The sequence below is a fragment of the Kitasatospora sp. NPDC059327 genome (assembly GCF_042752535.1).
Classification (GTDB): domain Bacteria; phylum Actinomycetota; class Actinomycetes; order Streptomycetales; family Streptomycetaceae; genus Kitasatospora.
Window position 1 is genome coordinate 17,934 of the sequence record NZ_JBHYYB010000040.1, and the last position, 26,586, is coordinate 44,519.

A 26,586-nucleotide genomic window follows, 5' to 3' on the forward strand; every position below is an offset into this window, starting at 1 on the left:
CTTCGCGCGCCCCGGCTACTCCCGGTACTCGTCCTCGTCCAGCTCGACGACCCGGCTCTGCTCGGCGACGTCCGCCACCTCGGTGGCCGGGTCCGCGCCGAGCGCCCGCCGCTCGGCCAGCTCGTCGTACTCGTCGTAGTCGTCGTCCTCGCCCGGCTCGGCGTCCGGCTCCACCGCCTCGGCGACCTCGGCCGGGTAGTCCTCGTGATTCTGCGGCATGGCGTCCGTCCTTGCTGCTCGGAGGCTCCCACGGGCCCCGTTGGGGGGTACTGGAAGTATCCGTCGGCGGCCGCTCCGACGCGATGCGCCGCCCGGCCTTCGGCGTGTTGTCCGGTCCCGGGCCGCGGCTCGCGGTCCGGCTCCCGCCTGCCCCGCCGTCGGCGGGCAAAACGGGGCCCCGGCCACCGGGGGTACGATCAGTGCCGTACCAGCAGGGCTTACCCACACCCACCCGGTGGCCCCGAAGCCCTAACGAACGACGGGGAAATCATGTCCGGCTCGCACTACTTCACCGGTGCACCCGAGGTCGCCAGCGAGCGCCGTCCGATCACGGTCTCCCTGCCGGACGTCACCCTGGAACTGACCACCGACGCCGGTGTGTTCTCCCGCGGCCGGCTCGACCCGGGCACCCGGATCCTGCTGGAGCACGCGCCGCCGCCCCGGGTGCGCGGCCCGATCCTGGACGTCGGCTGCGGCTACGGCCCGATCGCGCTGACCTGGGCGACCAGGCGCAAGCGGCTGCCGGTCTGGGCGGTGGACGTGAACACCCGCGCGCTGGAGCTGGTCCGGCTCAACGCGGAGGCGCTCGGCCTGGGCAACGTCCAGGCGGCGCTGCCGGAGGACGTCCCCGCGGACCAGCGGTTCGCGGCGATCTACTCCAACCCGCCGATCCGGGTCGGCAAGGCCGAACTGCGCCGGCTGCTGCACCAGTGGCTCGGCCGGCTCACCCCGGACGGCTCGGCGTTCCTGGTGGTCCAGAAGCACCTGGGGTCGGACTCGCTGCAGAAGTGGCTGAACGACCAGGGCTACCCGACCACCCGCGTCACGTCGGTCAACGGGTTCCGAATTCTGGAAGCGCGGCCCCGCCCGGAGGGCGCGGGCCCCGACAGTGGACGAGGTACGACGTCGTGAAGCAGCTCCGCGGGACCGAACTGAAGCGGCTGCACCGCCAGTGGCGGCGCAGCAACGAGTTCCGGCTCGCGCTGATCCTGGAGAACCTCCAGTCGCCGTTCAACGTCGGTTCGGTCGTCCGGACCGGCGCCGCGATGGGCGCCGAGAAGCTGTACCTCACCGGCGACACCCCGTCGGTGCGTTCGTCCGGCGCCCAGAAGGCCGCGATGGGCACCGACAAGTACCTGAAGGTGGAGCACTTCCCCACCGTCGCCGAGGCGGTCGCCGCCGCCAAGGCGGACGGCTACAAGGTGGTCGGGCTGGAGCTCGCGGACGACGCGGTGCCGATGTTCGCCGCCGAGCTGACCCCGGCGGTGGCCTTCGTGCTGGGCCACGAGGACCGCGGCATCACCCCCGACGCGCTCGCGCTCTGCGACCAGGTCGTGTTCGTCCCGCAGCTGGGCCGGGTCGGCTCGCTGAACGTCTCCGCCGCCGCCACGGTGGCCTGTTACGAGGCGCGCCGCCAGGGCTACGCGATCAGCGGCACCCCCGACGGCAGCGACCCGGGCGGCCTGGACCTCGACGACGAGTGAGCACCGGGGGGAGCGGGCGGGCCGCCCGCTCCCCCACCGGCGTCACACCTCGACCAGCACCTTGCCCCGGTTCGCCTCCCGGTCCACGTAGAGGCTCCGGTAGGCCTTCGGGATCTCGTCGAAGCCCTTGTGGACGGTCTGGTGGTAGCGGATCTCCCCGCTGCGGACCAGCCCGCCCAGGTCCTCGTGCATCGCCGCCAACCGCGGCTCGTCGAACCACTCCTGGGCGAAGATCCCGCGGATGGTGGTGCGCGGGAACATGATGTACGGCAACAGCCGGGGCCCGGTCAGCTCGCCGTTCACCGTGGTCGCCCACTGCCAGCAGACCGCGACCCGGCTGTTCACGTTGAGCATGGTGAACACCGCGTCGGTCACGGTGCCGCCGAGGTTGTCGAAGTAGCGGTCGACACCGTCCGGGGCCGCGAGCAGCAGCGCCTCACGGACCTTCTCGGCGTCGTCCGCCTGGTCGTAGAGCACCACCTCGTCGAAGCCGAGCTCCTTCAGGTACGCGGCCTTGCCCTCCGAGGCGGTGGTGCCGACCACCCGGGCGGCGCCCGCGCGCTTGGCCAACTGGGCCACCAGGGTGCCGATCGATCCGGAGGCGCCGCTGATCACCACGGTGTCGCCCGGCCGGACCTCCAGGAACGTCGTCATGGTGCCCCAGCCGGTCATCCCCGGCGCGCCCATGATGCCGAGCGCCGTGCTGAGCGGCAGCCGCTCGCCGTAGTGGGCCGGGTCGAGCCGGCGGTAGGCCGGGAAGACCATCGGGAAGATGCCGGTCTTCCACAGCTCCTCGGCCCCGTTGTGGACGACGTGGCTGCGCCAGCCACCGAAGCCCTGGACGAGGTCACCGACCCGGAAGGCCGCCTCCGGCCCGGCCTCCAGCACCTCCATGATCGAGTCGGCGCCCATGTGGTGGCCGATCGGCGTCTCCAGCGCCAGACCGTTCTGGTACGGGTCGACCGAGACGTACCTGGTGCGCAAGAGCATCTCGTCCGGCCGGAGCCTGATCTCGACCTCCTCGACCACCTTCTGGTAGATCCGGTTGACGTCCGGCACCCCGTCGAGGTGCTCGCGGACCACCCACTTCTCGATCTTCATACCAGGGCCCCTGTCGCGACGGTGCTGGTGGACGGAATCTCCTCGACCGGCCCGCTCTGCTGCTTCGGCGGCCGGCCGACGGGGAGGATCAGATGGGTCGGCGGCGGCGCGCTCAGGTCGATCTCGGCGTGGAAGTCCCGCCCGTCGTCCCGGCAGATGAACTGCACCACGTGCCGGCCGGCGGCGGCCGCCCGGATCAGGCCGCCGATGGTGGCCCAGACCCCGGAGAGGTAGAAGTCGGAGAGCCCGGGGAGCACCGGACCGTTCTTCTTGATCTCCTGCTCGACGGTCTCGCTGCCCTCGACGAACGGGTTCCAGCCCGGGAAGGTGCCGTCGTAGACGCCGGTGTAGCGGACCTGGGTGAGCGGGGTGGAGACGTCCGCCACCGAGACGGCGCCCTTGAAACCGGGGAAGCGCTCGTCCAGGAAGGAGACGATGCCGTTGCGGACCTTGCGCTTGGCCGCCATGTACTCCCGGCCGTGCTTGACCGGCAGGGTGTGCAGCTCCTCGCCGCGCCGCACCCGGGAGGACTGCTCGGGGCCGTCGTGCAGCTCCCGCCAGGGGTCGATGTCGGAGAAGTAGGTGGCGAACACCACCGTGGACTCCCGGGGTGCCAGCTCCGGGTAGTGCCGGGTGCGGAACTGCACGTTCATGCTCGGGCAGCGGATGCCGGTGAGTTCGGCGGCCTGCCGCTCGTCCAGGAGGTAGGTGGTGCACGGGTCGCCCTCCGGGAAGGGCCGGCGCAGGCCCAGGAAGAGCGCGACGTAGCCGGGCGACAGCTGGCCCGGTTCGTCGATCAGCGAGGTGTAGAGCCGGCGGTAGGTGTCGTTCAGGTAGCGGCCCTTGAGCAGCTTCATCACCGTCGTGTGGCCGTCGGCGGCGGAGACCACGATGTCGGCGCGGAACTCCCGCCCGTCGCTCAGCCGGACGCCCACCGCCCGGTCGTCCTCGACCAGGATCTCCTCGACCTTGGCGTTGTACGTCACCTCGCCGCCGAGCTTGCGGTAGCGCTGCTCGATCGACCGGGCCAGCGCGAGCGAGCCCCCCTCCGGCACCCCGGCCGCCTGGTTGGCGTGCGAGGCGAGCTGGAAGTAGAAGGGCAGCACCGGGAAGGCCGGGTGCTTCTCGTAGAGGATGAAGTTGAACGCCTCGCGCAGCAGCGGGTCGCGGAACCGCTGCGCGTAGTCGGTCATCAGGACGGTGATCGACTTCCGGATGGTGGTGAAGTACGGCAGGAACGAGGCCAGCATCCGCCAGCGCTCGACCCGGCCCATCAGCCCGACCGGCTTGAGGAACGGGTAGACCGCCAGGGCCTTGCGGAACGTCCGGATGCCGTCGCAGAACTCCCGGATCGGGGCCGCGTCGGCCGGCGAGATGCCCAGCAGGTGGGCCTCCAGCCGGTCGGGGTCGGAGTAGAAGTGCACCGCCCGGCCGTCCCGGCCGCGGACGATGTTGAACACGTCGAAGTGCCGCATCTCCTTGCCCTGGAGGGCGCCGAGCTCCAGCCAGATCTGGTACATCTCGTTGCCCGGGCCGTTGCCGAGCAGCCAGCTGATGCACCAGTCGAAGGTGAAGTCGCTGCGGTCCCAGCCGGTGCAGGAGCCACCGGGGATCTCGTGCATCTCGAAGACCTGGGTGCGGTACCCGTTCATCTGGGCATAGCAGCCGGTGGAGAGGCCGCCGAGGCCGCCACCCACGATGATCATCGTTTCTCGTCGGCGCCCCGCCGGCGGAGTTTGCCGTGCCAATTCCCTGGCCTTCCTCGTGGTCGTGCCGTTGCTGTCGCGCGTGTCGCTTGCCGTTGGCCGCTGTCGGGCGGAGTCGCTCACCAGGCGATCGGGAGCGCCTGCAGCCCGTTCACCATCGCGTCCGCCTTCCACCGCAGTTCGTCCTCGGGGACGGCCGGCCGCAGGCCGGGCAGCCGGTCCAGCACCGTCTCGATGGCCACCTGGAGCTCCAGCCGGGCCAGATGGGCGCCGATGCAGTAGTGCACGCCGTGCCCGAAGCCGATGTGCGGATTGGCCTGGCGGTCCAGGACGAGGCGCTCCGGCTCCTCGAAGACCTCCGGGTCGCGGTTGGCCGCGGCGGTGGCGATCATCACCGCGTCACCGGCCCGGATCGTCACCCCGCCCAGCTCGACGTCGGCCGTGGCGTAGCGGGGCAGGCTGAAGCCGGTGAGCAGCGGCACGTACCGCATCAGCTCCTCGACGGCCTTCGGGATCAGCTCGGGCTTCTCCCGCAGGCGCCGCAACTCCTCCGGGCTGTAGAGGAGTTGGTGGAAGAAGTTGCCGATCTGGTTGGTGGTGGAGACGAACCCGGCGATCAGCAGGTCGCAGGCGATCGAGAGCAGCTCGTCCTCGCTGATCAACTCCTGCTCACGGCAGGCCCGGACCAGGACGGTCAGCAGGTCCTCGCCGGGCTCGCGGCCGCGCAGGTCGAGCACGCCGGCCATGTACTCGATGAACGCCTGGCCGTCCACGGCGAGCACCTCGCCCGGGGTCACGGCGGAGAGCACCGTCTCCGCCCACGTCCAGAGCATCCGGTGGTCCTCGGCGGGGATGCCGAGCACCTCGCAGATGATCGTCGTCGGCATCGGGATCGCGAAGTCCTCGACCAGATCGGCCGGTTGACCGGCCGCCAGCATGCCGTCGACCAGCTCGTCGGCCAGCTCCCGGGCCCGGACCCGCAGCCGTTCGACCCGGCGCGCACTGAACTCCTTGGCCACCAGCGAGCGCAGCCGGGTGTGCTCCGGCGGCTCGGTGGAGAACAGACCGGCGCCGCTGCGGGCCACCGGACGCATCCGGGGCTGGTCGTGCCCCATGGCCTCGGCGAGGCTGAAGCGCGGGTCCGCCAGCACCGCCCGAACGTCCTCGTAACGGGTGACCAGCCACGCCCCGTCGCCGTAGGGCAACCGGATCCGGGGCAGCGGCTGCTCCCGCAACTCGGCGTAGCGGGGGTGGAGATCGAGGCCGCGCGCCTCGAACGGGTAGGACAGCGGCTGATGCTGCCTGAGCATGACGTGGTCCACCTCTCGTGTGGGACTGCCGGAACCACTGCTGGTACGAACGCCGCCGGTACCGCCCGGGCCACCGGGCCCGGGCACGACGACACGGGCCTCAGGACACATCGGCGGCCACCCCGGCGAGGATCTCCCTGGCCAGCCCGGCGTTGCGCGCGATGTACTCGTGGTCGAGCATCTCGGCGTGGGTGCCGAAGCCGCGGAACACCGCCGTGCCGGTGGCCGAACTGCCGTGCCAGGCACCGTTCTCGCCGGCCGCGTAGCGGTCCACCTTCACGTCGTCGGAGATCACGCTGACCGGCGCGGCGATCACCCCCAGGTTGGGCGTGCGGCTGCAGAACTGCAGGTAGTCCCTGGCCTGTTCGCGGGTCTCCTGGGCGACGATCTCCGAACCGGTGTGCCGCTGCAGGTGCTCGGCCAGCTCGTGCTCGAAGGCCTGGACGTGCTCGTCGCCGAGCGTGAAGGACTCCTGGATCCGGTGCGAGTCCATGATCACCACATTGGGCACCGCCCGGCCGCGCCGCTCCAGCTCCTTGGCCACCTCGAAGGCGAGGTTCCCGCCCAGCGAGTAGCCGAGCAGGGCGCACGGCCCGTCCGGCTGGATGGCGTCGATCAGATCGGCGTAGCAGACGATCTTGTCGTCCCCCGCGACGTAGTTGAACGCGACCATCCGGTACTCCGGCAGGTGCGCCGCGAACTGCCGGTAGACCAGACCGTGGCCACCGGCCGGCGGGAAGCAGAAGATCGTCTGCTGCTGCTCCTGGTTGAACCAGAGGTACGGCTGGGCGCCGTCGAGCCGACCGGTGATGATGTGCTCCAGCGTCCTGGCCATCCCGTGCAGGGTCGTGACCTTGAACAGCTGGCTGACCGGGATCCGGATGTTGAACTCGGCCTGCAAGCCGTGGATCAGCTCGATCAGCTTGATCGAGCTGCCCCCCGACTCGAAGAAGTCGTGCTCCAGGCCGAGCTCCTCGACGCCGAGCAGGGCCCGCCAGTGGTCGGCCATCCGGATCTCGTAGAGGGTGACCGGGGGTTCGACGACCCGGCCCTCGGCCTCTGCCCGGGGCTCGGGCAGCGCGGCGAGGTCCACCTTGCCGTTGGCGGTGAGCGGCAGCGCGGGCAGCTCCGCGAAGTACGTCGGGATCATGAAGGTCGGCAGATAGCCGGCCAGGTGGCGGCGGAGCTCCCGGCGGTCGAGCGTCCGGCCCGGGGCGGGGACGCAGTAGGCGCAGAGCACGTTCTCACCGCCGCGGTCGGGCCGGACGGTGACCACCGCCTGACCGAGCTCGGGCCACTCGGCGAGCTGGGTCTCGATCTCGCCGAGCTCGATCCGGTGGCCGCGCACCTTGATCTGGGAGTCGGCCCGGCCGAGCAGGTGCACCCCGCCCTCGGCGTCCCAGCGGGCCAGGTCGCCGGTGCGGTAGAGCCGGACCGGCTCGCTGCCGTCGGCCCCGCCGAGCGGCAGGGTGGCGAAGCGGCGCGCGGTCTGCTCCTCGTCACCGAGGTAGCCGAGGGCCACCCCGGAGCCCCCGATCCACAGCTCCCCCGGCACGCCGGGCGGGACGGGCCGACCGTGCCCGTTCAGCAGGTAGAAGGCGCTGTTCGGGAAGGGCCGGCCGATCGGGACCATCCGACTGGGCTCCAGGCCGTCGGCCGGACCCTCGAAGTAGGCGCTGTCGATGGTGGCCTCGGTGAGGCCGTAGGAGTTGATCAGGCGGGTCCGCGGCCCGCAGAGCGCGCGCAGCCGCTCGTACTCCTCCACCTTCCAGATGTCCGAGCCGACCACCAGCAGCCGCATGAAGTCCAGCCGGAGGCCGGACCGTTCGCAGTGGCCGACCACGGTACGGACCACCGCCGGCACGAACTCGCCGGCGTCCACCCGCTCGGTCCGCATCACCTCGTAGAGCCGTGCGGTGTTGAACAGCAGCTCCCGGCCGACCAGCACCAGGGTGGCGCCCGAGCAGAGCGCGCGGACGTAGTCCCCGGTGAAGACGTCGAAGGAGAGGCTGGCCATCTGGAGGTGGACCCGGGCGTCGGTGTCCAGCCGGTACTCGGCGCGCCAGGCCTGGTAGGCCGAGGAGAGGTTGCGGTGCGAGACCTGGACGGCCTTGGGCCGGCCGGTGGAACCGGAGGTGTAGACGACGTAGGCGGGGCTGTCGGGGTCGACCGGTTCGTCGATGGAACCGGCGGGCCCGCCCGGCTCGGCCTGTCCCGCGAGTTGGGCCTGTCCCGCGAGTTCGGCCGGCTCCGTGAGTTCGGCCGGCTCCGTGAGTTCGGCCGGTCCGACGATCCTGGCCGGCAGCCCGCCGAGCCGGTCCGGATCGCCGACCAGCAGACCGGCACCGGCCCGCTCGATCATGTCCGCCAGCCGGTCCGCCGGGTGGCTCGGGTCCAGCGGGAGGTAGGCCGCGCCGGTGCGCAGCACCGCCAACAGGGCGACCACCAGCTCCGGCGACTTGTCCAGGCAGAGCGCCACCACCGAGCCCGGCCCGGCGCCGAGTGCCCGCAGCCGGACCGCCGCGGCCCGGGAGCGCCGCTCCAGCTCGCCGTAGCTCAGCCGGGCGGTCGGGCCGGACTCCGCCGGAACCACCGCCGCCGGGGCGTCCGGGTCGGCGGCGGCGGCCCGCAGGATCAGCTCGTGCACCGGCTCCTCGTGGGGCACCCGCCGGTCGGCACCGCTCCACCGCTGGAGCACCCGGGCCCGCTCCGCGGCACCGAGCAGCTCCAACCCGGTGGCCGGCCGGTCGGCGCCCGCCGCCGTCAGCCCCTCCAGCAGGTGGCGGTAGTGCCCGGCCAGCCGGGCCATCGTCTCGGGCAGGAAGAGGTCGGTGTTGTACTTGAAGACGCAGTGGAAGCGACGCTCCGCCTCGTCCTCGTAGGCGGACAGCGTGAGGTCGAACTGCCCCTCTTCCTCCGGGAGTTCGATGTACTCCAGGTGGTAGCCGTACTTCTCGGTGGCCACCTTGTGGTGCAGCAGGATGAACATCGCCTGGAAGACCGCCGAGCGGCTCGGATCGTGCTGCAGCCCGAGCTTCTCCACCAGCAGCACGAACGGGTACTCCTGGTTGTCCAGCCCGCCCAGCACGGTGGTGCGCACCTGGGCCAGCAGCTCCGCGACCGTCGGCGCCCCGGCCAGCGAGACGTGCAGCGGCAGCGGGTTGACGAAGTAGCCGTAGACGGAGGCGAACTCCTCGTCGGTGCGACCGGTCACCGGGCTGCCGACGATGATGTCGTCCTGCCCCGCATAGGCGTGCAGCAGCAGGTAGTAGGCGCTGAGCAGCACCATGAAGACGGTGACGTTGTGCTCCCGGGCGAGCGTGTGCACCCGGGCACTGAGCTCCTCGTCCAGCACGAAGAACTCGGAGGCGCCGTTGTGGGTCTGCACCGCCGGGCGTGGCTTGTCGGTGGGCAGGCTGAGGATCGGCACCTCGGCGGGCAGGTGCGCGCGCCAGTAGTCGAGCATCCGCGGCGCCTCGCGGCCGGCCAGGAACTCGTTCTGCCGGTTGAGGAAGTCCAGGTAGCGGGCGGTGATCGGCGGCAGTTCGGGCGCCCGGCCCTGCCGCAGCCCCTCGTAGACGGCGAGCAGCTCCTCGATGAAGGTGAAGGTGGAGATCGCGTCCGAGATGATGTGGTGGACGGCCTTCATGATCACCCAGCGCTCCGGCCCGCGCTTGAACAGCCGGAACCGCACCAGCGGGTCGCGCTCCAGGTCGTACGGCTTGCGGTACTCACGGACGATCAGGTCGTGGACCTCGGACCACTCCAGGCCCTGGACGTCGAAGACCCCGAAGTCCGGCTCGACCTCGGCGCGGACCCGCTGGACGGCGTGCCCGCCGTCCAGCACGAAGTTGGCCCGCAGGCTGGGGTGGCGTCCGACCAGGGTCCGGAAGGCGGCGGCCATCAGCTCCGGCTCCAGCTCGACCCGGACCTCGACCGCGCCGCCGATGTTGTAGGCGAACCCGTCCGGATTGAGCTGCTTGAGGAACCAGAGCGCCTTCTGGTTCTGCGTCAGCGGGTGGTACGACTCGTCCTCGTACCGCTCGACCTCGGCCGCCGCGGCGCCGCCGCCCTCGTCCTCGATCAGCTCGGCCAGGCCGGTGTACAGCTGGGCGACCAGCTCGGCCACCGGCGCGTTGGAGAGCAGCGCCACCACCGGAAGGGCGGTACCGAGCTCGGTGTTGAGCCGGGCCCGCAGCTCCATCGCGAGCAGCGAGTCCAGGCCGAGCGCGCTCAGGCCGGTGCCGGGCTCGATCTGCGCCGCGGGCACCCGCAGCACCGTCGCGGCCGACGCGACGAAGCGCTCGGTGAGCAGCGCCCGGCGCTCCTCCTCGTCGGCCGCCCGCAGCGCCTCCAGCAGGCTGCTCTGCCGCGGCGCCGGGGCGTTCTCCCGGGCGGCCGCCGCCAGTGCGGCGACCAGCGGCGGCGGGGCCGGGTACCAGGAGAGGAAGACCGGCCAGTCGACCACGGTGGCGACCAGCAACTGGGCGCGGTCCTGCCCCAGGACCCGCTCCAGCACGGCCATCCCGCTCTCGGGCGCGAGCGAGCTCATCCCGCGGCTGTTGCGGTAGTGCTCGATCAGGCCGAGCTCCTCGATCATGCCGGTGGCCCAGGGCCCCCAGTCCAGACTGAGCGCGGGCAGGCCGAGTGCCCGGCGGTGGTGCGCCAGCGCGTCCAGGAAGGCGTTGCCGGCCGCGTAGTTGGTCTGGCCGGCGGTGGTCAGCAGCGAGGCGATCGAGGCGAACAGCACGAAGTGGTCGAGTGGCTCACCCGCCAGCTGCCGGTGCAGGGCGAAGGCTCCCAGCACCTTGGGGCCGTGCACCGCGTCGAACACCTCCCGGTCCAGCTCCGGCACCAGCGTGTCGCGGACCTGGCCGGCCAGGTGGAACACACCCCGGACGGGCGGCGAATCCAGCGCCCGGTACGCGGCGAGCCAGTCCGCGAGCGCGCGTTCGTCGGTGATGTCCAGCGGCACCGGGAGGGGCTGGGCACCGAGCGCCTCCAGCTCGCGCAGAAAGGCGGTGTTGCGGCCGGCGGGGCTCTCCGGGTCGAGCCCGCGCCACTGCTCGCGCGGGGGCACCGGGCTGCGGCCGACCAGGATCAGCCGGCGGGCCCCCCGGCGGACCAGGGTGCGGCAGAGCAGCCGGCCGAGCGCGCCGAACGCACCGGTCACCAGATAGCTGCCGTCCGCCCGCAGGCTGGGCGGCAGCGGCCCGGTCAGGCCCTCGGCCGGGCGCAGCCGGTTGGTCAGCCGGCGCCCGGCCCGCAACGCGATCTCGTCCTCGTCGGCCAGCGCGAACTCGCGCAGCAGCGCGGCCGCCTCCTCGGCCGCCGGGCCGGCCGGGCCGAGGTCGATCAGCTTGCCGGGGTGGCCGGGCAGCTCCTGGTGGCGCAGCACCCGGCCGATCCCCCAGGCGGGCGCGCCGAGCGGCTCGACCGGCTCGCCGGGGGCGGTGGCCTGGGCGGCCCGGGTGACGATGTGCAGCCTGCTGTCGGGCAGTTCGGCGCCGAGCAGGGCGGCCAAGGCGATCAGGCTGTACGCGCCGGTGCCGGTGTGGCCGGCCACGGTGGCGTGATCGGCGCCCGCCAGCGCGGGCCGGTCGAGGTTCCAGAGGTGGACCACCGCGGCCGGGTCGGGCACCCCGGCGGCCCGCCGGTCGGCCAGCAGCCGGCCGAGGTCCGCGGCGGAGCCGGGCTCGACGGTGGACTCGCCCCCGTCGGCGGCGAGCCGGTAGCCGCTGCCCGGACGCACCAGGTGGCAGCTGCCGCCCCGCCCGGCGATCCGCGCGGCCAGCTCCTCGGCGACACCCTGGCCGTCGGCGAACAGCAGCCAGTGGTCGGGGTGTTCGGCCAGCAGGTCGGGGGTGTCCGCCGCGTGCGGCAAGGCCGACCAGGAGGGCTCGACGAGCCAGCCGTCGATGGTGGCGAGGCCGACGGCGGTGGAGGCCTTCTCCACGTCGGCGGCCCGGAAGCCGGTGATCCCGCCGAGCGGGGCGCCGTTCCGGTCGTAGACGGCGATGTCCCCGACGATCTCGTTCCCGTCCTCGCGGGTCACGGTGGCGTGCACCCAGAGCGGCTGCTCACCGACCGCCTCCAGGCGGACCTCCTCGATGGCGAGCGGCAGCTTGATGCCGGTGCCCGCCGGGCCCTCGTCCAGGAGCTGCGGCGTCAGCAGGGTCTGGAAGAAGGCGTCCATCAGCACCGGGTGCACCTGGTGCCCGGCGCCCTGCCCGGCGATGGCCGCGGTCGGCCGGACCGCGGCCAGCGCCTCGCCCGGGGCGATCCAGACCTCGTCGATGCCCTGGAACGCCGGGCCGTAGTGGTAGCCGAGGCCGGCCAGCGCGGTGTAGCAGTCGGGGCCGGCCAGGTGGCGGGCGGCGCGGCCGCGGATCCGCTCGGCGTCCAGCCGGTGGCCGGGCCGCCGGCGCTGGCCGGGGCGGACGGTACCGACGGCGTGCACGGTGCGCTCGGGACCGCCGGCGCCGTCGGCGGGGCCGGCCGTGCCGGTGCTGATGGTGAACGAGCCGTTCTCGGCGGAGAGCGTGAGCCGGACGGCCCGGCTCTCCTCGTCGGGCAGGAAGAGCGCCTTGCGCAGCTCGACGTCGGCCAGCGCGGCGTCGGCGCCGCCGGTCAGCGCACGGACCGCCTGGACGGCCATCTCCAGGTACCCGGCGGCGGGGAACAGCACCTGCCCCTGGATCCGGTGGTCCTCCAGGTAGGGCAGCGCCTCGGCGTCCAACCGGGCCTCCCAGGCGGGCTCGGCACCGGCGAGACGGCGGCCGAGCAGCGGGTGGTCCAGCCGGCCCCGGCGGACCTGCTCCACCGGCCGGGGCTCGACCCAGTGCCGGTCCCGCTTGAACGGGTAGCGCGGCAGCGGCACCGGGCGACCGGCGGGCTGCAGCACCGACCAGTCGACCTCGACGCCGAGGTTGTGCAGGGCGGCCAGCGAGGCGGTGAAGGTGGTCCGCTCGTCCTCCTGACGGCGGATCGACGGCAGGGTGCGGACCTCGGGGCGGTCGGCCCCGCCGGGGCGGGCCTCCAGCGTCTCCTGGATCGAGCGGCCCAGCACCGGATGCGGCCCGACCTCCAGGAAGAGGCTGTACCCGTCGTCCCCGAGCCGCCGCACGGCCTGCTGGAAGCGGACGCTGTCCCGGACGTTGTGCCACCAGTAGGAGGCGTCCAGCTCGGTGCCGTGCGCGGTGCCCTCCCGGCCGGTGAGGTAGAGCGGCACCTGGGCGGGGCGGGCCTTGAGGTCGGCGAGCGACTCCAGCAGCTCGTCCTTGATCAACTCCATCCGGGCGCTGTGGTACGGCACCTCGACGGTCAGCGACCGGGCGAAGACCTGCTCGGCGGTGAGCACGGCGGCCAGCTCGGCGAGCACCGTCTCGTCCCCGGCGAGGGTGAGCGAGGTCGGACTGTTGATCGCGGCCACCGACACCGCGTCGCCGTACGGGCGGATCCGGCGGACCGCCTCGGCCTCGGTGAGGGCGACGGCGAGCATGCCGCCGGTGCCGGCCAGCTTCTGCTGGAGCCGGCTCCGGTGCACCACCACCTTGACCGCGTCGGCCAGGTCGTAGACGCCGGCCTCGTGGAAGGCGGCGACCTCGCCGGTGCTGTGGCCGACCACGGCGTCCGGACGCACCCCGCGACTGCGCCAGAGGGCGGCGAGGCCGACCTGCACGGCGAAGTTGGCCGGCTGGGCGAGCCAGGTCTCGGCCATCCGGGAGTGCGCCTCGTCGGCGGCCAGTTCGTCGGTCAGCGACCAGCCGGTGAGTGCGGCCAGGTGCTCGGAGCAGCGCTCCACGGCCTCGCGGTAGACCGGCTCGGTCGCGAAGAGCCGGCGGCCCATCCCCCACCACTGCGGCCCCATGCCGGTGAAGACCCAGGCCAGCCGGCGGTGCCGGGCCTCGCGTCGTTGACCGGTCAGCACCCGGGGGTGCGGTTCGCCGCGCAGATAGGCGGTGAGTGCCTCGTCCAGCGACTCGCGCGAGTCGTAGACCACCGAGAGCCTGGCGTCGAGGTGCTGACGGCGGTGGGCCAGGGTGTGGCCGAGGTCGGCCGTCCCGGCGGGGGTGCCACCGCGCGCCCCGGTCAGCTCGCCCTGGATCCCGGCGGCCAGCTCGGGCAGCGCGGCGGCGTCCCGGGCGGTCAGCGGGAGGACGGTGGGCCCGCTCGCCGAGACGGACGGCTCCCCGGCGGGCGCCGGCTCGGGCACCGGCTCGGGCGCTGCCTCCAGCAGCACGTGGGCGTTGGTGCCCCCGAACCCGAAGGAGTTCACCCCGGCCCGGGCCGGCCCCTGGTGGGCGGGCCAGGGGGTCAGCTCGGTCGGGATCTCGAACGGCAGGGTGGCCGGGTCGATCGCCGGGTTGAGCCGCTCCAGGTTGATGTGCGGCGGGATGAGCCGGTGCTTCAACGCCAGCGCGGACTTGATCAGCCCGGCCAGGCCGGAGGCGGATTCGGTGTGCCCGATGTTGGTCTTGACCGAGCCGACGTAGCACTTGTCGCCGGGGCGGCGGCCGACCGCCAGCGCCCGTGCCAGGGCGTTCGCCTCGATCGGGTCCCCCACCGGGGTGGAGGTGCCGTGCGCCTCGACGTACTGGAGGGTGCCGGGTGTGATGCCCGCCTCGGCGCAGACCCGCTCGATCAGGGCGACCTGGGCGTCCGCGTTGGGCACCGTGATCCCGTTGGTGCGGCCGTCCTGGTTGACCCCGCTGCCGATGATGACGGCGTGGATCGGGTCCCCGTCGCGCCGGGCGTCGGAGAGCCGCTTGAGCGCGACGACCGCGACGCCCTCGGCGCGGACGTACCCGTCGGCCGAGGCGTCGAAGGTGCGCGAGCGCCCCTCCGGGGAGAGGAAGCCGCCCTTGGTCTCGGCGATGGTGTACTGCGGCGCGATGTGCAACAGGGTGCCGCCGGCCAGCGCCAGGTCGGTCTCGCCCCGCAGCAGGCTCTGGGCGGCGAGGTGGACGGCGACCAACGAGGAGCTGCAGGCGGTGTCGAGGGAGACACTGGGCCCCCGGAAGTCGAAGCAGTGCGAGATCCGGTTCGACACCATCGTCATCATGGTGCCGGTGGCGGTGTGCGCGGCCAGGGTCTCGAAGGAGAGGTCCGAGAACTGGACGATCTTGTAGTCCAGGGTGAACGCGCCCACGTAGACGCCGACGTCACGCCCCGCCAGCTCGCCCGGCTTCTGCCCGCCGTCCTCCAGGGCCTCCCAGGCCACCTCCAGCAGCTTCCGCTGCTGCGGGTCCATGTGGTCGGCCTCCCGGCCGCTGATCCCGAAGAACGCCGGGTCGAACTCGTCGAAGCCGTCGATGTAGCCGCCCCGGCCGCCGACCAGCCGGCCGGGCTTGGCCTTGTCCCGGCTGCCCAGGGTGGCCACGTCGTACCGGCTGCGCGGAGTCGGCGTGATGCAGTCCTTGCCGTCGACCAGGTTTTGCCAGAACGACCGGTGGTCGCCGGCGCCGCCCGGGAACCGACAGCCGATCCCGATGATCGCGATCTTCTCCGGACCACCGGCGGGCTCGGCAGCGAGCGGACCGGCACCGGTCGGGGCGGAGAGGGCGGCGGCGGTAGCGGCGGGGGCGGCGGGGGCGGTAGCGGTCGCAGCGGGAGCGGGGGCGTAGAGGGTGTCGGAGGCGGTCGACGCATCAGTCGATACGGCAGAGGGATCGGGGAGCGCGGCGGAGCATGAATCCGTCATGGTCGAGTCCTTGTGTCGCTGCGTTCGCGCGCGCGGCACGGGCGTGGGAGCACCGCACGGGCATGGGGACGGCGGCTGCGGACCGGATCCGGGCAGGCCGGAGACCGGACCGGCCGAAGGGGGACAGGCCGAGGGCCGGAGAGTGAGCGGACAGATGGGCGGCGGCAGCGCGGGACGGCGCCGCCGGAACGCTTTCGGAATCGCGGAGGAGGGCAGACGTCGGAAGCCACGAACGGAAGGTCGGATCGAAGCTCGGGGGGGGAAGCTCGGGGGATCCCGGGGCAATCCCGGACGTCAGACCGGGGAGTCGTCGGCGGGCACCGGCCTTCGCCAAGGCTGGAGATGACTGGCGATCACCTCGCGCGTCCGGGGGAAGTCGGACGGGTGCCGCAGCCCCACCGCGGCCGGCCGGCGGCCCGGCTGCCAGGTGAAGCTCCCGAAGGCGTGGTCCCAGATCGAGAGGTCGGACCCGTAGTGCCCGGCCTCCGCCAGATCGACGCTGTGGTGCAGCCGGTGCTGCTCCGGGCCCGCGAAGACATGGTTGAGCGCACCGATCCGGACATCGACATTGGCGTGCACGAAGTAGCCCTGGGCGACCACGAACAGGCCCACGACAAACACCGAATCGACCGAGAACCCCGCCAGCGCGAGCGAGAGCTGGACCGCCCCCTGGGTGAGCACCACATCGACGATGTGATTGACCCCGTTATTGGCGACGTTGACCTTGTCCGGCACGTGGTGCACTCCGTGCAGCCGCCAGAGCCATCGATTGACGTGGCTCCACCGGTGCATCAGGTAGTTCGCCAACGAGCCGAGCAGCAGCGCCGCCGGGATCTCCACCTGGAGCGGCAACGCCGGATGCAACGGCGCCGCCCACCCGACCACGGCCGACACCGGCATCTGCGACAGTGCTCCACCGATCATCGTCAGCACGAAGTAGGTCCCGTACCAGCCCCACTCGCCGCCGCTCGGCCGCCATGTGGATTCGTACGGAATCAACCATTCCAGAACCGTCAGATAGCCGATCGTTCCGATCAGGAAGAACTGGCTCACGCGACCGAGATCCCAGCGCCAGCGCAAGGCCGCCGTCGCTATCGACACCAGCGCGACCAAGAGGAACGGGTAGGCGACGTGACGCAGCACGGAGCGCAGCTGCTCGCCCATGGCCACCCCCTTCGCGATCCACCATCGAACGATCACCGAAAGCATTCGTTCCAATACTAACGGTGGCCGGAAGGGGATGCGAGGCATTTTTGAAAAGAATCACAAGCCACGCTATTTGTCAGATAATAAGTGGTCAAACAATCTCTCTAAGGCTGCCCCCATTTCGCGAGGAATTCTCATCATCACATCACGCGACCTGCAGCTGTCCTTCCCGTGCCCACCGCCCCTCGGACCAGCCCGAGGCCCGGCGCGCCCCGGCGGGCGTCGCCGGGCCGGGCCCGCCCCTACCCGAGCCGCGCCGGCAGGTTCCGACCGGCGATGAACGCGCTGATCGCCGAATGCACCGACAGTGAGTGGTCGTTGAGGAAGAAGTGCCCACCCGCGAAGGTCCGCACCGAGCAGCCCTCGGTGGTGTGCCCGGCCCAGGCCGCCGCCTCCGCAGCGGTGACCTGCGGATCCGCGTCCCCGGTCAGCACCAGGAGGGGCAGACCGACCCGATCCCGGCCGGGACGGCTGCGATACGTCTCGGCGGCCTTGTAGTCACTGCGGATCGACGGCAGCACCATCTCCAGGAGTTCCGGGTCCCGCAGCATCAGCGGATCCGTCCCGCTCAACCGCTCCACGTCCCGGATCAGCGTCCGGTCGTCCGCCCGGTGGACGTCCTGCGCCGGGTCCCGCGGCCGCGACGGCGCCCGCCGCCCGGAGACCACCACCCCCCGCAGCGCGATCCCGGCCCGCTCCATCCGGACCGCCACCTCGAACGCCACCGACGCCCCGAGACTGTGCCCGAACAACGTGAACGGCCGGTCCGCCCACGGCAACAGCTCCCGCACCACCTGGTCCGCGAGCTCGTGCACGTCCTCGACGCAGGCCTCCCCCGCCCGGTCCTGCCGCCCGGGGTACTGCACCGCGAGCACGTCCACCGACGTGGGCATCGCCCGCGCCACCGGCAGGAAGTACCCCGCCGAACCCCCGGCATGGGGAAAACAGACCAACTGCGCCGGCGCGGCGGGCGCCGGCTGGAACCGCCGGATCCAGAGACTGCTCCGCTCCGGCGCCGCTGCGTACCGTGGCATTCCCATCCCCTCCCCCTCCCCGGGGCCACCCACGACGGCCCACCCGGCTGCCATTCAAGCCCCGCCACGCCCCCGCGACCAGATGCCAGCCCCCCTTCAAGCCCCCCACCCCACCCCTACCCACCCTGATGCGTCGGCACATCACGACCCCTGAGTACCAGTCAGCACTGTGGGCGGAGGCTGCACGGACCTACAGCCAGCAGGGCAGACTGGCCGAGGGATACAAAGCGCTCAGGATCGCGGAGAGCTGTGCCTCGGAGGACATCCGCCGACGGCCCAGCGTGCTTGAGCTGGCCGGTGACATGGCCGCTCGCGACCGGCGCGGCGCCGTCCCGGAGCTTCGCCGTTTCTGCCAGGAGTTGGGAGTCCAGGTTTGACCGAGCACCGCGAGCCGTTCCTCTACGTCGTCGTCTGCGCGTCGGGCATCGCCGACGGAGTGGGCGAACTGATCACCGCTGCCCATTCCGAGGGCTGGGGAGTCGGCGTGATCGCGACCCCGAACGGACTCGGGTTCATAGACCAGGAAGCCATCGAAGCCCAGACCGGCTACCCGATCCGCTCCGCCTGGCGCACACCGAGCATCCCCCCGCCACTGCCCCCGGCCGACGCCATCGCCGTCGCCCCGGCCACGTTCAACACCATCAACAAGTGGGCCGCCGGTATCTCCGACACCCTCGCGCTCGGCATCCTTTGCGAGGCCTACGGACTCGGCATCCCCGTGGCCGTCCAGCCCTACGTCAACTCCGCCCAGGCTGCCCACCCGGCGTACGGGGAGAGCCTGGCCCGGCTTCGGTCGATGGGCGTCCTGATCGGCGACTACGTCCCCCACAAGCCCAAGGCTGGCGGGGGCCGCGACAAGTACAACTGGACCCACGTCCTCGACCTGCTCCGCCCCGTGGCGGCCTCAGCGGCGGAGAGGGATTAGCCGATGCACCCGGCTTCAGACGGACGGCCAGGTATCGCTGCCGCGATCGTGATCCGAGAGGGTCGGGTGCTGATGGTCCGGCGCCGAGTCAGCGAGGGCCAGCTCTCGTGGCAGTTCCCGGCAGGCAAGATCGAGCCCGGCGAGTCTCCCGACGAAGCGGCCGTCCGCGAGACCGCGGAGGAGACGGGGCTGAACGTGGCCGCCGTCAAGGTACTCGGCGAACGCGTCCACCCGGAGACCGGCCGGTGGATGTCGTACACGGCCTGCGAAATCGTCACCGGAACCGCCGCCGTCGGTGACCCACGAGAACTGGACGCACTGGCGTGGGTGGCGCTTGCGGAGATCCCCGAATACGCGCCGTACGGGGTCTTCGAGCCAGTGCAGGCATACCTGGACACCGCACTCAAGGCCTGAGAGAACACGCTGCGGGCGAGGATCGCGGCCGAAGCCGAGAAGGCTGCGAAGGAGACGAAGCTCAAGGCCGCCAAGGCCAAGGGCCGACCCGGGATCAACGCCGGCGCCCGCGCAAGCGATCTCGTGACGCATCGCCGAAACCTGCCCGAGCGCCAGGGAACGACAAAAGGCCCAGGTCATGGACTACATGACCTGGGCCTTCTCGGAGCCGCCTTCGGGATTCGAACCCGAGACCTACGCATTACGAGGCCGTCACGGATCGTGCCCAGCAGTGACAGTTAGTGTCCGCGAGTCCCATAATTTTCCTGGTCAGAGCGTTATCGGTTGCCGGCCGGTCCCAACGAGCGGCCATCTGTCCCAGGAGTACCGGAACGTCCCGGGCACTTTTGGGCACCCCCAGCCCGATGGGATTCATCCGCTCCAGCTTCGACGACCCCGGACTACCATCGTTACCCTCAGCAACTATCTCCGACGTCGCGATGCCGGACCGGCCCCAAGGGTCACCTGCAGAAGCCCCCACGGACCGCTGCGCCTCCAGGCCCAGACCGACTGCCCCGCCGGTTGAAGTGGCCTGCCGTTGGCCGAGGTCGTGACCATCGTGAAGGGCTCGATATCCCACACTTGCCGCTGCCGGAACCGCCGAACCGGCAACCGTCACCAACTGCACCGCAGATCCGTAGTCTGGCCATTCTGCTGCGGCCAGACTACGGCGTTGCAGTCGTGTGAGAAATTTGGTTCCCCTGAAGGGCCTGTGCAGGTAGCGGAGCCGGTCTGACTGACTGTTCGGCAAGTTTGCGGTAGGCGGTCTTTGTGATCGCGCGCCATGTGAAGTAGAAACCTGTAGTAGCCAGCGCTCCGGTGACCGTCGCAAGAATGACGAGCAGTGGACGACTCTCGAGGCGGTAACGTAGCAGCGCAGCGTCGGTTGCAAGAGTCAGCAGGATGCTGTTGACGACCCATCCCCGGCAGATCCGCATGCGAGAGCGTGCGTAGTCGGCCCGAGCCGCTAGTGCAGGTTCTTTCGCCAGCATAAGCCTGGCCTGAGCGTAGGCACGGTCTGTTGTGAACGAAACCACGCGCAGGCGCCGCCTGACGGGGGCAAGGGCGCTGTCCGCGGCGCGGTCGACGACGATGCCGAGTGCGTAGGCAGCGGCGAGCGCTGCCCCGGCGGCCAGACTATTACTGGCAACGGGTACAACCTTGGCCGTGTTGTGAGGGCCGGCTGCGGCTGCGGCAAGGACGGCGATCCCACTGAGGAATCCGATGCCGACAACGAGGACCTCGATAAACATTGAGGTTGCAGCGACCAGGGATGGTGGTTCGGGTTGTGCTGCAGTCACAGGGCTGTCCCCCAGATCTTTGCCATGTCTTTGAGCATGCTATCGGGCAGAGCATCCTCCCAGGTGCCCTGGAGTAGGAAGCTGGCGTTGGCGAGCCTCTCGAATATGATCAAGCTTTCGGGTTGGCTCGCCAGCATGTATCGCCCCTCGCCGAGGAAGTGTTCGCTGGTCGGGCCATAGTCCTGATAGGCGCGTTGAAGGCGGTCTCGCCATTCCTCGGCGAACTGCACCAGCTGGTCGCAGTAACCGACGTCGTCCTCGATCGCCTCCAGCAGGACATCAACTACCTCTTCGGAGAGGCCTCTGTTGTAGGGGTGGTCGGTGAAGGTGCGGTAGATGCGCTCAGCTTCGGCCAAGAGTCGGTTACTGCGGGTGAAGTCAGGGTGCTCAGTCAACAGCTTGACCCCCCGTTCGACCTCCGAGTCGTACAGCTCTACCAGGGCGATCAGACGATACAGCGAGCGTCTGACATCGCCGGGGATGTCGGAGGCCCCGGACTTGTACATCAGCGAGTGGGACATCCGCGCCCAGAGGTCTTCCGCCTCGGTACGGATCTGCACCTCGCACTCGTACGGGTTGCCGTCCGGATCCTCCTCTTCCCCGAAGGAGCGCACTTGAACGTGGAGTCGGGCGTACTCCAGTCGCTCTTCGCGACCGGGGGTAGCGCGGCCGTCTTTGACTCGTTCGACGACAAGGGACTGCCGGACCAGGTCCAGGGCTTGATCGAGCAGTCCAGAGTGCTGAACCACGATGCGAATGCCTGCTTTGTCGTGAATCTGAACCCAGGGATCCTCGTATCCCTTGTGGTATGCCTTCTTGACGAAGCTACTGACGTCCTTGGCACGGTGGGAGATCTGACAGCTGAGATGACGGCGGGCGGCACGGCGACGGAGGTGCTCCGCCGTGAGGCGGGCAACCTGGTCTATTCGGGGCAATTCGCTCTTGTAACGATGAAAAGCTTCATTCGTCGTCAATGGCACAGTCGTCGGCGCTATCCCCGTCAGGCACCGGCTTGGGGCTCACCCTTGGTGTCGCCCTTCTTTGAAGGGCGACCACCAGAGGCGAAACTGCTCGTTGAGGTCACGGTTCCGGTCACGGTGACACTGGTGTGGCCGCCACCCAGGTCCTCGATGGCGATCGTCTCGCCTACGGCATCGAGCGGAGCGACGAGAAAGACTCCGTTAGCGAACTCCACACGCACCTTGCTCAGGCGAGTGTCAATGAGCTCTGTGTCCTTGTCAAACGTGGCCCGGGCAGGCAGGCCCTGCTCCCTGAGGAAGCATGCGAAGTCCTCACGGTGGGGGAGCTTGAGGTGCGTGTTGATGAACACGGCAGGATTCAGCGTCATGGCAGTGCTCTGCAATTCGACGAGCACTGCCATGAGGTACTGGACACGAGTGTCGGGGTCAGTGATGCGACTGTTGATCCAGCCGACCGCAGCATCGTGGAAACGGCGGGTGATCTCGCGGGGTTCGTCCTTGTGCCGGCACCCCAGGAACTTCTTCAGGAAGAACGCCGCCAGGGCCTTCCCAGTCATCTGCTTGTCGGCAGCCCAGCCTTCCAGTCCGTCTTCACCGATGCCTTCCTCGGAGAACAGAGCCACCTTGTAGACACGAGATGCCTCGGTGAACAGGAGGTTAGCGAAATACTCGACGCTAAAGGTCCGTCGACCATCGCCGGTGACGATCTGGTTGGCCTGCATTCCGGTTTCCTGCTCAAGCTTGACCATGAGCAGAGCCTTGTGGCCGTCGAGCCGCGCGGAGGCGACGAGCAGCAACCCTGCAGGGCTAACTCCAGACTGGCTATTGCGGAGCAAATAGGCGACCTCGCCGGAGACCTCGACAAGGTCCATCCGGTCTTCGAGGAAGTCCTGTACATATTCAGGAAGCTTCGACTTGGCTTCGGGGTCCTCAACCACTTCGCGGCCCAGGCGGGCCATGACGTCGCGAAGCTTCCCCTGTAGCTCCGTGCGGACCGTTCCGGTCAGCTCGCACACGGTGTCACTGAGCTGTATCCCAGCCTCCACCGGGTCCGTCTTGCGGCTGCGCGGCACCAAGTGCACGATCGCCTCATCGATCACAAGGTCACCGAAGTCGTTGCGCATTCCCACCCCACACGTACTCGGACTGAGTCCCAGTCATGAATGCCTTGCAGCGCCTGGCAGTCCGCGAGGGCCACTGGGGCACCCCGATCAGCGGCCGATGCGCACGGCGGGCAGTGGCGCTGGCCCTGCTCGCGTCACTCCCATGGTCATCGTAGCGGAACGTACAGGGAAGTCTCTGTGAGTAGCGACGATAGCCAGGCAACGGTACCTGCCGTGAAGTAGTGACGGCTCGCCCGCGGAACGGCGCGGCGGCGGCCAGGCTCCCGATCACACTCAGCAGCGCACCCCCGAGCCTTGGCTTTCACGGTTCGGCGATGACCCGGGCGACTGTCCTCATGGGAATACGCTCTTGCTCCAGCCGTAGATGCAGCCCGTATGCGCCAGACCGCAGATCTCCCTCGAGCTCCTCCTCGTCTGGCGTGAGGTGCATCGGCTGCTCTGCCGTCTGAGCCTTCTCTTCGCCCCAGTGCGCCTTATGGGTAAGCAATGTGCTGCGATCCATCAGGAGCGAACGGGTGTGAGGGAAGTGGCGCCGGACCTGGCTGAGGATGGCGAAGCCGTGGGTGTCGATGTCGCCCCAGTAGCGCAGATCGATGCTGACGAGCCAGGGCAGATACCGCAGCAGCGCGGCGGCGTAGCCGGCTCCGAGGATGGCCATGGCGCCGGGAACGTCGGGGAGTGACAGGTAGGTGATCTCGTTCTCGAGGACGAAGACCGTGCGGATGCCCGGAGGCGGGACAGTGAACTCGTTTGCACGGACAGTGACTTCGCTGAACGGCCCCAGCTGGTTGCCGAGGTAGCGCAGGCGTACGTAGGGCGGCTTGGCGAGAAGGCTGTAGCGTGCGGCGAAGTCCGTCTTGGTGGTACCGGTGTGGATGCGGTCGGCGGGCAAGGCGTGTTCGAGGACCTCGCCGAGGATGCCTTTGTTGGTCTCGATGAACTTGGTGTCGACGCCGGGTACATCGACCTGTCGCAGGTAGATCGGGCCGGTGTCGTGGTCCCTGATCCAGCGCACGGTGTCGACGAGTTGCTGCCACTGGGCGTGGGCGTGGAGCACCTTCATCGGATGAGAGACCATTCACTGGGCGAGGTCGGGATCCTGCTCGGTAGTGCGGGAGTAGAGGGTGTCGAACAGGTCGACCTGGGTAGCGAGGCCGAGGATGGCCCACAGGTCTTCGCGGGTCTCGACCCAGGCGCGGTCGGGAACGGTGTTCGAAGGGGTGTTGTTGCGGCCTCCGATGGTCTTGGTCTGGATCCGCAGGTGGGGGTGTTGGTCGGCTGTCCAGGACTGGGCCCATACCCGGGCCTGGTCGTAGTGCCGGCTTACGTCGGCCGCGGCTGGGCCTTTGAGCAGAATGCTGATGGGCTCGAAGGGGAGGCCCTGGGCGGCGGCTGCGAGGTGCTGCTCAGTGGTCCACTTACGGCGGGGATGACACTGTGGGACGCGGATGTGCGAAGGGGGACTGGGCGAGTACTCGACTCGACTCGCTCTGTCCTGTGGTGGCCGAGCACGTGCGAGCGCAGGTCGCGTTCCTTCGCCTCGGCGCCAGCGGCCTTGTTGTAGGCGATCTTGTTGGCCGAGAGGAGCAGGGTGGTCATCGCGTCCACCAGTGTGGACTTGCCGGACCCGACGCCACCGGTCAGCAGGGCACTGCGGCCGTCGACGCCGAAAGCCCAGATGGTGCGGTGGAACGTACTCCAGTTCAGCACCTCGATGCGGGCCAGCCTGAAACCCGGTCCGACACCGAGTGGGCCGTCGACCGGGCCTGTCTACTGCGGGATGAGGGACGCGTCCTGGATGATGCTCATTCGTCGTCCTTTGGCGTCTTGGCGTCGCGGTAGGTGGACAGCAGGTCGTTGAAGTCGTTGAGGGCCTGGGCGTCGACGAGGGCCTTGATGTGCCGTCGAACTTCGTACAGGCCGGCCTGCTTGGTCTGACGAAGCATCTTCAGCTCGCACAGCCTCTTGATGTGGGTGTCGATCTGGTCGACCAGCCGTGCTTCGTTAGTGCGCGTGGGCTGGAAACCCCGGACCATGTCGACGAGTTCGTCGTGGGAGAGCAGCAGCCGGGTGTCACCCGAGGTTGCGTCGCTCTCCGCGAGGCGCGCGCGCAAGAGGACCAGCATCAGACTGACGGGGAAGGACAGGCTGCGGCGCGTCACCAGCCGCGGCACCGTCACGCCGTCGTCCCGAGCCTCCGGATCGAGCTGGCGGGCGTAGGCGTAGCCCTCGGCCAAGTCGACCACGACATCCAGGCCCATCACGCGAAGGTAGTCGCCGATCGCTGTCTGATGGGCAATGATCTGCTCCCAGACCGCCGGAATGTCGCTCTGGTAGAGCACACCCGCCTTCAGCAGCTGCACGACGGGAACAGAGAGCGCCTCGCTCACGCTTGCTCCACCTCTCCGACGGCCGTGCCGCCCTCGTTGAACACGAACGTCACCTGCGGAACCGTGGCCACGGTGTGCCCCGATTCGTCGACGCGCTCGTACACGAGCTCGTTGTTGTGGTCGTGGTCGATCACGACGTCCAGGCCGGGCCGTCGCAGTTGGAAGTACGTCAGCAGTTCGGCGAGTCCGAGCATCAGCGGATGACGGTCAAGGACCGTCGCCAGGCTCGCCTGTCCACTCGGGCTCTCTTCGAGCAGCGCCAGTACCTGCCCGGCCAAAGTCCCTTCGTCCACGTTCATCCCGGAGAACAGCTCCGAGACGTCCGCATCCGCCTCGCCGGCCGAGTCGTCCGCCGTGCTGTCCAGCTTCACTCGCTGGATCGGCATGTACAGGGGCCGCTCCATCGGCAGGACCAGGTCCACCTTCGGGACTTCCTGTTCGATGCCCGGAAGGTCATGCCACGCGTCCAGCGCCGCGATGTGACGTTGAATAGAACGTGCGAGGACGACAACCCGGCGATCCTCCGCCCGTCCGCGGTCAATCAGGAACCGCGGCAGCTGCTCGGTGAGCTGACGGACCGTGTCCTGGGTACTTCCGGCAGCTGCAGCCAGGCGAGCGGAACTTTCAGAAGGTTATTGTTGGTGTTGCCGTCCAGCTGCGGCAGCTGGTTCACCTGCGTAAGAAGCTTCATCGGCTCCTCCTGCCGGCGCGGCGGCAGGAGGTAGTCGAAGAATGCCTGAAAGCTCTGGCCCTGGTCGGACTCGGCGATCATCTCGCAGTCCATGAGGAAGGAGGCCAGCAGCTCGCCGTTACCTCCCTCGGCGGTCGCGACATCCTGGCGGAAGCGCCGGTCCAGTTCCCGAAGGTTCGCCTCGACCTCGCGGAAGTCCCGGAGCAGGTCGAGTGCCATCCCTTCGACCTGCTGGTACCGGTCCAGCAGGGCCACCGGCGACAACACCTCAAGCTCGCCTGCCCGAAGCCGCGCGATCTGGGCGTCAATCTCATCCCGTTCGCGACTGAGCTCGTCGATCCGCGCCTGCGGATCCGTCTCGGTACCGAAGGCCATCTGCCGCAGCAGATCGACGATCGTGCCAAGCCGCGACTCAGTGCTGATGAAGGACCGTGCCGGCGGGGCTCGGACCCATGCAACCGCCTTCTCCAGCGCGCTCGTCGCGTCGAAGTGCGGCTCGCCTTCGCCGGGCGGGTAGTACTTCCGTAGCCAGCCGTTATTGGTCCACTCCGTCAGGTACTCCGAAGCTGGCCGGGGGAAAGGACCCAGATCCCGCTCATTCAGGTCATACAGCTGATCGTCGAGACGGGAAACCAGGACTGCCTCTGCCACTCCGCGCTCGTTCTCGTCGACGAACACCGCCCCACAGAAGGTCAGAACCAACGGCGCGTTGTCCGCGCGCAGCAGCCGCCATGCCGGATGACCGAACAGACCGGTGACCTCTTCGAACTCCACGCAACCCTCCCCTGCCAGACCGCTCCACCGCCAGCCCGACGCAGTCCCGGACTGGCGGTACTGAGCCTAAGCCGGGCCACTGACAAAGCGGTATAATCAGACAAATTTCCGATTCCTGGAACACCGAGAGGTCACCGCAAGAAATCCGGTGATCCGCGCAGCCCGGCCCATGCTGATGGCGTGGC

General features: G+C 69.8%; 19 protein-coding genes and 2 pseudogenes. 5 read left to right on the forward strand and 16 right to left on the reverse strand.

All coding sequences use genetic code 11. The features are described 5' to 3' along the window. Positions 1-15: 15 nt before the first annotated feature. On the reverse strand, positions 16-219 hold the full coding sequence (locus tag ACFXHB_RS23725; RefSeq protein WP_380576603.1) for a hypothetical protein: 204 nt from the start codon (positions 217-219) through the stop codon (positions 16-18). 270 nt (positions 220-489) lie between these two features. Between ACFXHB_RS23725 and ACFXHB_RS23730 the strand changes: the two genes are divergently transcribed. Both ACFXHB_RS23730 and ACFXHB_RS23735 read left to right on the forward strand, forming a co-directional pair. Continuing rightward, on the forward strand, positions 490-1,131 hold the full coding sequence (locus ACFXHB_RS23730) for a class I SAM-dependent methyltransferase (RefSeq protein WP_380576604.1): 642 nt from the start codon (positions 490-492) through the stop codon (positions 1,129-1,131). Then, positions 1,128-1,703: a TrmH family RNA methyltransferase gene (locus ACFXHB_RS23735; RefSeq protein ID WP_380576605.1), complete on the forward strand. Its 576-nt coding sequence runs from the start codon at positions 1,128-1,130 to the stop codon at positions 1,701-1,703. The genes ACFXHB_RS23730 and ACFXHB_RS23735 overlap by 4 nt, the downstream gene beginning before the upstream one ends. Before the next feature lie 42 nt (positions 1,704-1,745). Here ACFXHB_RS23735 and ACFXHB_RS23740 read toward each other — a convergent pair whose 3' ends face one another. The 6 genes from ACFXHB_RS23740 to ACFXHB_RS23765 form a co-directional block, all read right to left on the reverse strand. Beyond that, positions 1,746-2,804, reverse strand: coding sequence for an MDR family NADP-dependent oxidoreductase (locus ACFXHB_RS23740; RefSeq protein ID WP_380576606.1), 1,059 nt, complete (start codon positions 2,802-2,804; stop codon positions 1,746-1,748). Beyond that, positions 2,801-4,510 (reverse strand): phytoene desaturase family protein, encoded by a 1,710-nt coding sequence (locus tag ACFXHB_RS23745; RefSeq protein WP_380576607.1) that lies wholly within the window; start codon positions 4,508-4,510, stop codon positions 2,801-2,803. Before ACFXHB_RS23745 ends, ACFXHB_RS23740 begins: the two co-directional genes overlap by 4 nt. A 119-nt stretch (positions 4,511-4,629) precedes the next feature. After that, complete coding sequence (locus ACFXHB_RS23750) at positions 4,630-5,820, reverse strand: cytochrome P450 (RefSeq protein WP_380576608.1); 1,191 nt, start codon at positions 5,818-5,820, stop codon at positions 4,630-4,632. 100 nt (positions 5,821-5,920) lie between these two features. After that, entirely contained in the window at positions 5,921-15,523 is a 9,603-nt protein-coding gene (locus tag ACFXHB_RS23755) for an amino acid adenylation domain-containing protein (RefSeq protein ID WP_380576609.1), read from the reverse strand. 294 nt (positions 15,524-15,817) lie between these two features. Further along, entirely contained in the window at positions 15,818-16,732 is a 915-nt protein-coding gene (locus ACFXHB_RS23760) for a sterol desaturase family protein (protein WP_380576610.1), read from the reverse strand. A gap of 239 nt (positions 16,733-16,971) precedes the next feature. Next, positions 16,972-17,763 (reverse strand): thioesterase II family protein, encoded by a 792-nt coding sequence (locus ACFXHB_RS23765; protein WP_380576611.1) that lies wholly within the window; start codon positions 17,761-17,763, stop codon positions 16,972-16,974. Positions 17,764-17,888: 125 nt separating this feature from the next. On the opposite strand from ACFXHB_RS23765, the pseudogene ACFXHB_RS23770 reads away from it, so the two are divergent. The 3 genes and pseudogenes from ACFXHB_RS23770 to ACFXHB_RS23780 all read left to right on the forward strand — a co-directional run. Further along, positions 17,889-18,140, forward strand: a pseudogene (locus tag ACFXHB_RS23770) (transcriptional regulator); the annotation flags it as partial. Beyond that, a complete protein-coding gene (locus ACFXHB_RS23775; RefSeq protein WP_380576612.1) occupies positions 18,137-18,688 on the forward strand; it encodes a flavoprotein in 552 nt (183 codons plus the stop codon). The pseudogene ACFXHB_RS23770 and the gene ACFXHB_RS23775, both read left to right, overlap by 4 nt. 3 nt (positions 18,689-18,691) lie before the next feature. Continuing rightward, positions 18,692-19,102 (forward strand): NUDIX hydrolase, encoded by a 411-nt coding sequence (locus tag ACFXHB_RS23780; protein WP_380576613.1) that lies wholly within the window; start codon positions 18,692-18,694, stop codon positions 19,100-19,102. 704 nt (positions 19,103-19,806) lie between these two features. Here the strand turns inward: ACFXHB_RS23780 and ACFXHB_RS23785 are convergent. The 9 genes and pseudogenes from ACFXHB_RS23785 to ACFXHB_RS23825 all read right to left on the reverse strand — a co-directional run bounded on the left by ACFXHB_RS23785 (position 19,807) and on the right by ACFXHB_RS23825 (position 26,401). Then, positions 19,807-20,442, reverse strand: coding sequence for a hypothetical protein (locus tag ACFXHB_RS23785; RefSeq protein WP_380576614.1), 636 nt, complete (start codon positions 20,440-20,442; stop codon positions 19,807-19,809). Further along, positions 20,439-21,422, reverse strand: coding sequence for a hypothetical protein (locus ACFXHB_RS23790; protein ID WP_380576615.1), 984 nt, complete (start codon positions 21,420-21,422; stop codon positions 20,439-20,441). Before ACFXHB_RS23790 ends, ACFXHB_RS23785 begins: the two co-directional genes overlap by 4 nt. 20 nt (positions 21,423-21,442) lie before the next feature. Next, positions 21,443-22,546 carry a nucleoid-associated protein gene (locus tag ACFXHB_RS23795; protein ID WP_380576616.1) on the reverse strand — a complete coding sequence of 368 codons (1,104 nt, stop codon included), beginning with the start codon at positions 22,544-22,546 and terminating at the stop codon, positions 21,443-21,445. 301 nt (positions 22,547-22,847) lie between these two features. Next, entirely contained in the window at positions 22,848-23,438 is a 591-nt protein-coding gene (locus ACFXHB_RS23800; RefSeq protein ID WP_380576643.1) for a Wadjet anti-phage system protein JetD domain-containing protein, read from the reverse strand. A 69-nt stretch (positions 23,439-23,507) separates the two neighbouring features. Beyond that, positions 23,508-23,912 (reverse strand): annotated as a pseudogene (locus ACFXHB_RS23805) (DUF3322 domain-containing protein); the annotation flags it as partial. Further along, positions 23,870-24,271: an ATP-binding protein gene (locus ACFXHB_RS23810; protein WP_380576644.1), complete on the reverse strand. Its 402-nt coding sequence runs from the start codon at positions 24,269-24,271 to the stop codon at positions 23,870-23,872. The gene ACFXHB_RS23810 and the pseudogene ACFXHB_RS23805, both read right to left, overlap by 43 nt. An 80-nt stretch (positions 24,272-24,351) precedes the next feature. Continuing rightward, positions 24,352-24,936: a DUF4194 domain-containing protein gene (locus ACFXHB_RS23815; protein ID WP_380576617.1), complete on the reverse strand. Its 585-nt coding sequence runs from the start codon at positions 24,934-24,936 to the stop codon at positions 24,352-24,354. Then, positions 24,933-25,547, reverse strand: a complete 615-nt coding sequence (locus ACFXHB_RS23820; protein ID WP_380576645.1) for a DUF3375 family protein — start codon at positions 25,545-25,547, stop codon at positions 24,933-24,935. Before ACFXHB_RS23820 ends, ACFXHB_RS23815 begins: the two co-directional genes overlap by 4 nt. Further along, entirely contained in the window at positions 25,478-26,401 is a 924-nt protein-coding gene (locus ACFXHB_RS23825; protein WP_380576618.1) for a DUF3375 domain-containing protein, read from the reverse strand. Before ACFXHB_RS23825 ends, ACFXHB_RS23820 begins: the two co-directional genes overlap by 70 nt. Positions 26,402-26,586 lie beyond the last annotated feature (185 nt).

What these genes read in the sequence shown, in the direction of transcription:
- ACFXHB_RS23725 (WP_380576603.1), bottom strand. Translation starts at nt 219, where the DNA reads ATGCCGCAGAATCACGAGGACTACCCGGCCGAGGTCGCCGAGGCGGTG.
- ACFXHB_RS23730 (WP_380576604.1), top strand. Translation starts at nt 490, where the DNA reads ATGTCCGGCTCGCACTACTTCACCGGTGCACCCGAGGTCGCCAGCGAG.
- ACFXHB_RS23740 (WP_380576606.1), bottom strand. Translation starts at nt 2,804, where the DNA reads ATGAAGATCGAGAAGTGGGTGGTCCGCGAGCACCTCGACGGGGTGCCG.
- ACFXHB_RS23745 (WP_380576607.1), bottom strand. Translation starts at nt 4,510, where the DNA reads ATGATCATCGTGGGTGGCGGCCTCGGCGGCCTCTCCACCGGCTGCTAT.
- ACFXHB_RS23750 (WP_380576608.1), bottom strand. Translation starts at nt 5,820, where the DNA reads ATGCTCAGGCAGCATCAGCCGCTGTCCTACCCGTTCGAGGCGCGCGGC.
- ACFXHB_RS23755 (WP_380576609.1), bottom strand. Translation starts at nt 15,523, where the DNA reads ATGACGGATTCATGCTCCGCCGCGCTCCCCGATCCCTCTGCCGTATCG.
- ACFXHB_RS23760 (WP_380576610.1), bottom strand. Translation starts at nt 16,732, where the DNA reads ATGCTTTCGGTGATCGTTCGATGGTGGATCGCGAAGGGGGTGGCCATG.
- ACFXHB_RS23765 (WP_380576611.1), bottom strand. Translation starts at nt 17,763, where the DNA reads ATGCCACGGTACGCAGCGGCGCCGGAGCGGAGCAGTCTCTGGATCCGG.
- ACFXHB_RS23780 (WP_380576613.1), top strand. Translation starts at nt 18,692, where the DNA reads ATGCACCCGGCTTCAGACGGACGGCCAGGTATCGCTGCCGCGATCGTG.
- ACFXHB_RS23795 (WP_380576616.1), bottom strand. Translation starts at nt 22,546, where the DNA reads ATGCGCAACGACTTCGGTGACCTTGTGATCGATGAGGCGATCGTGCAC.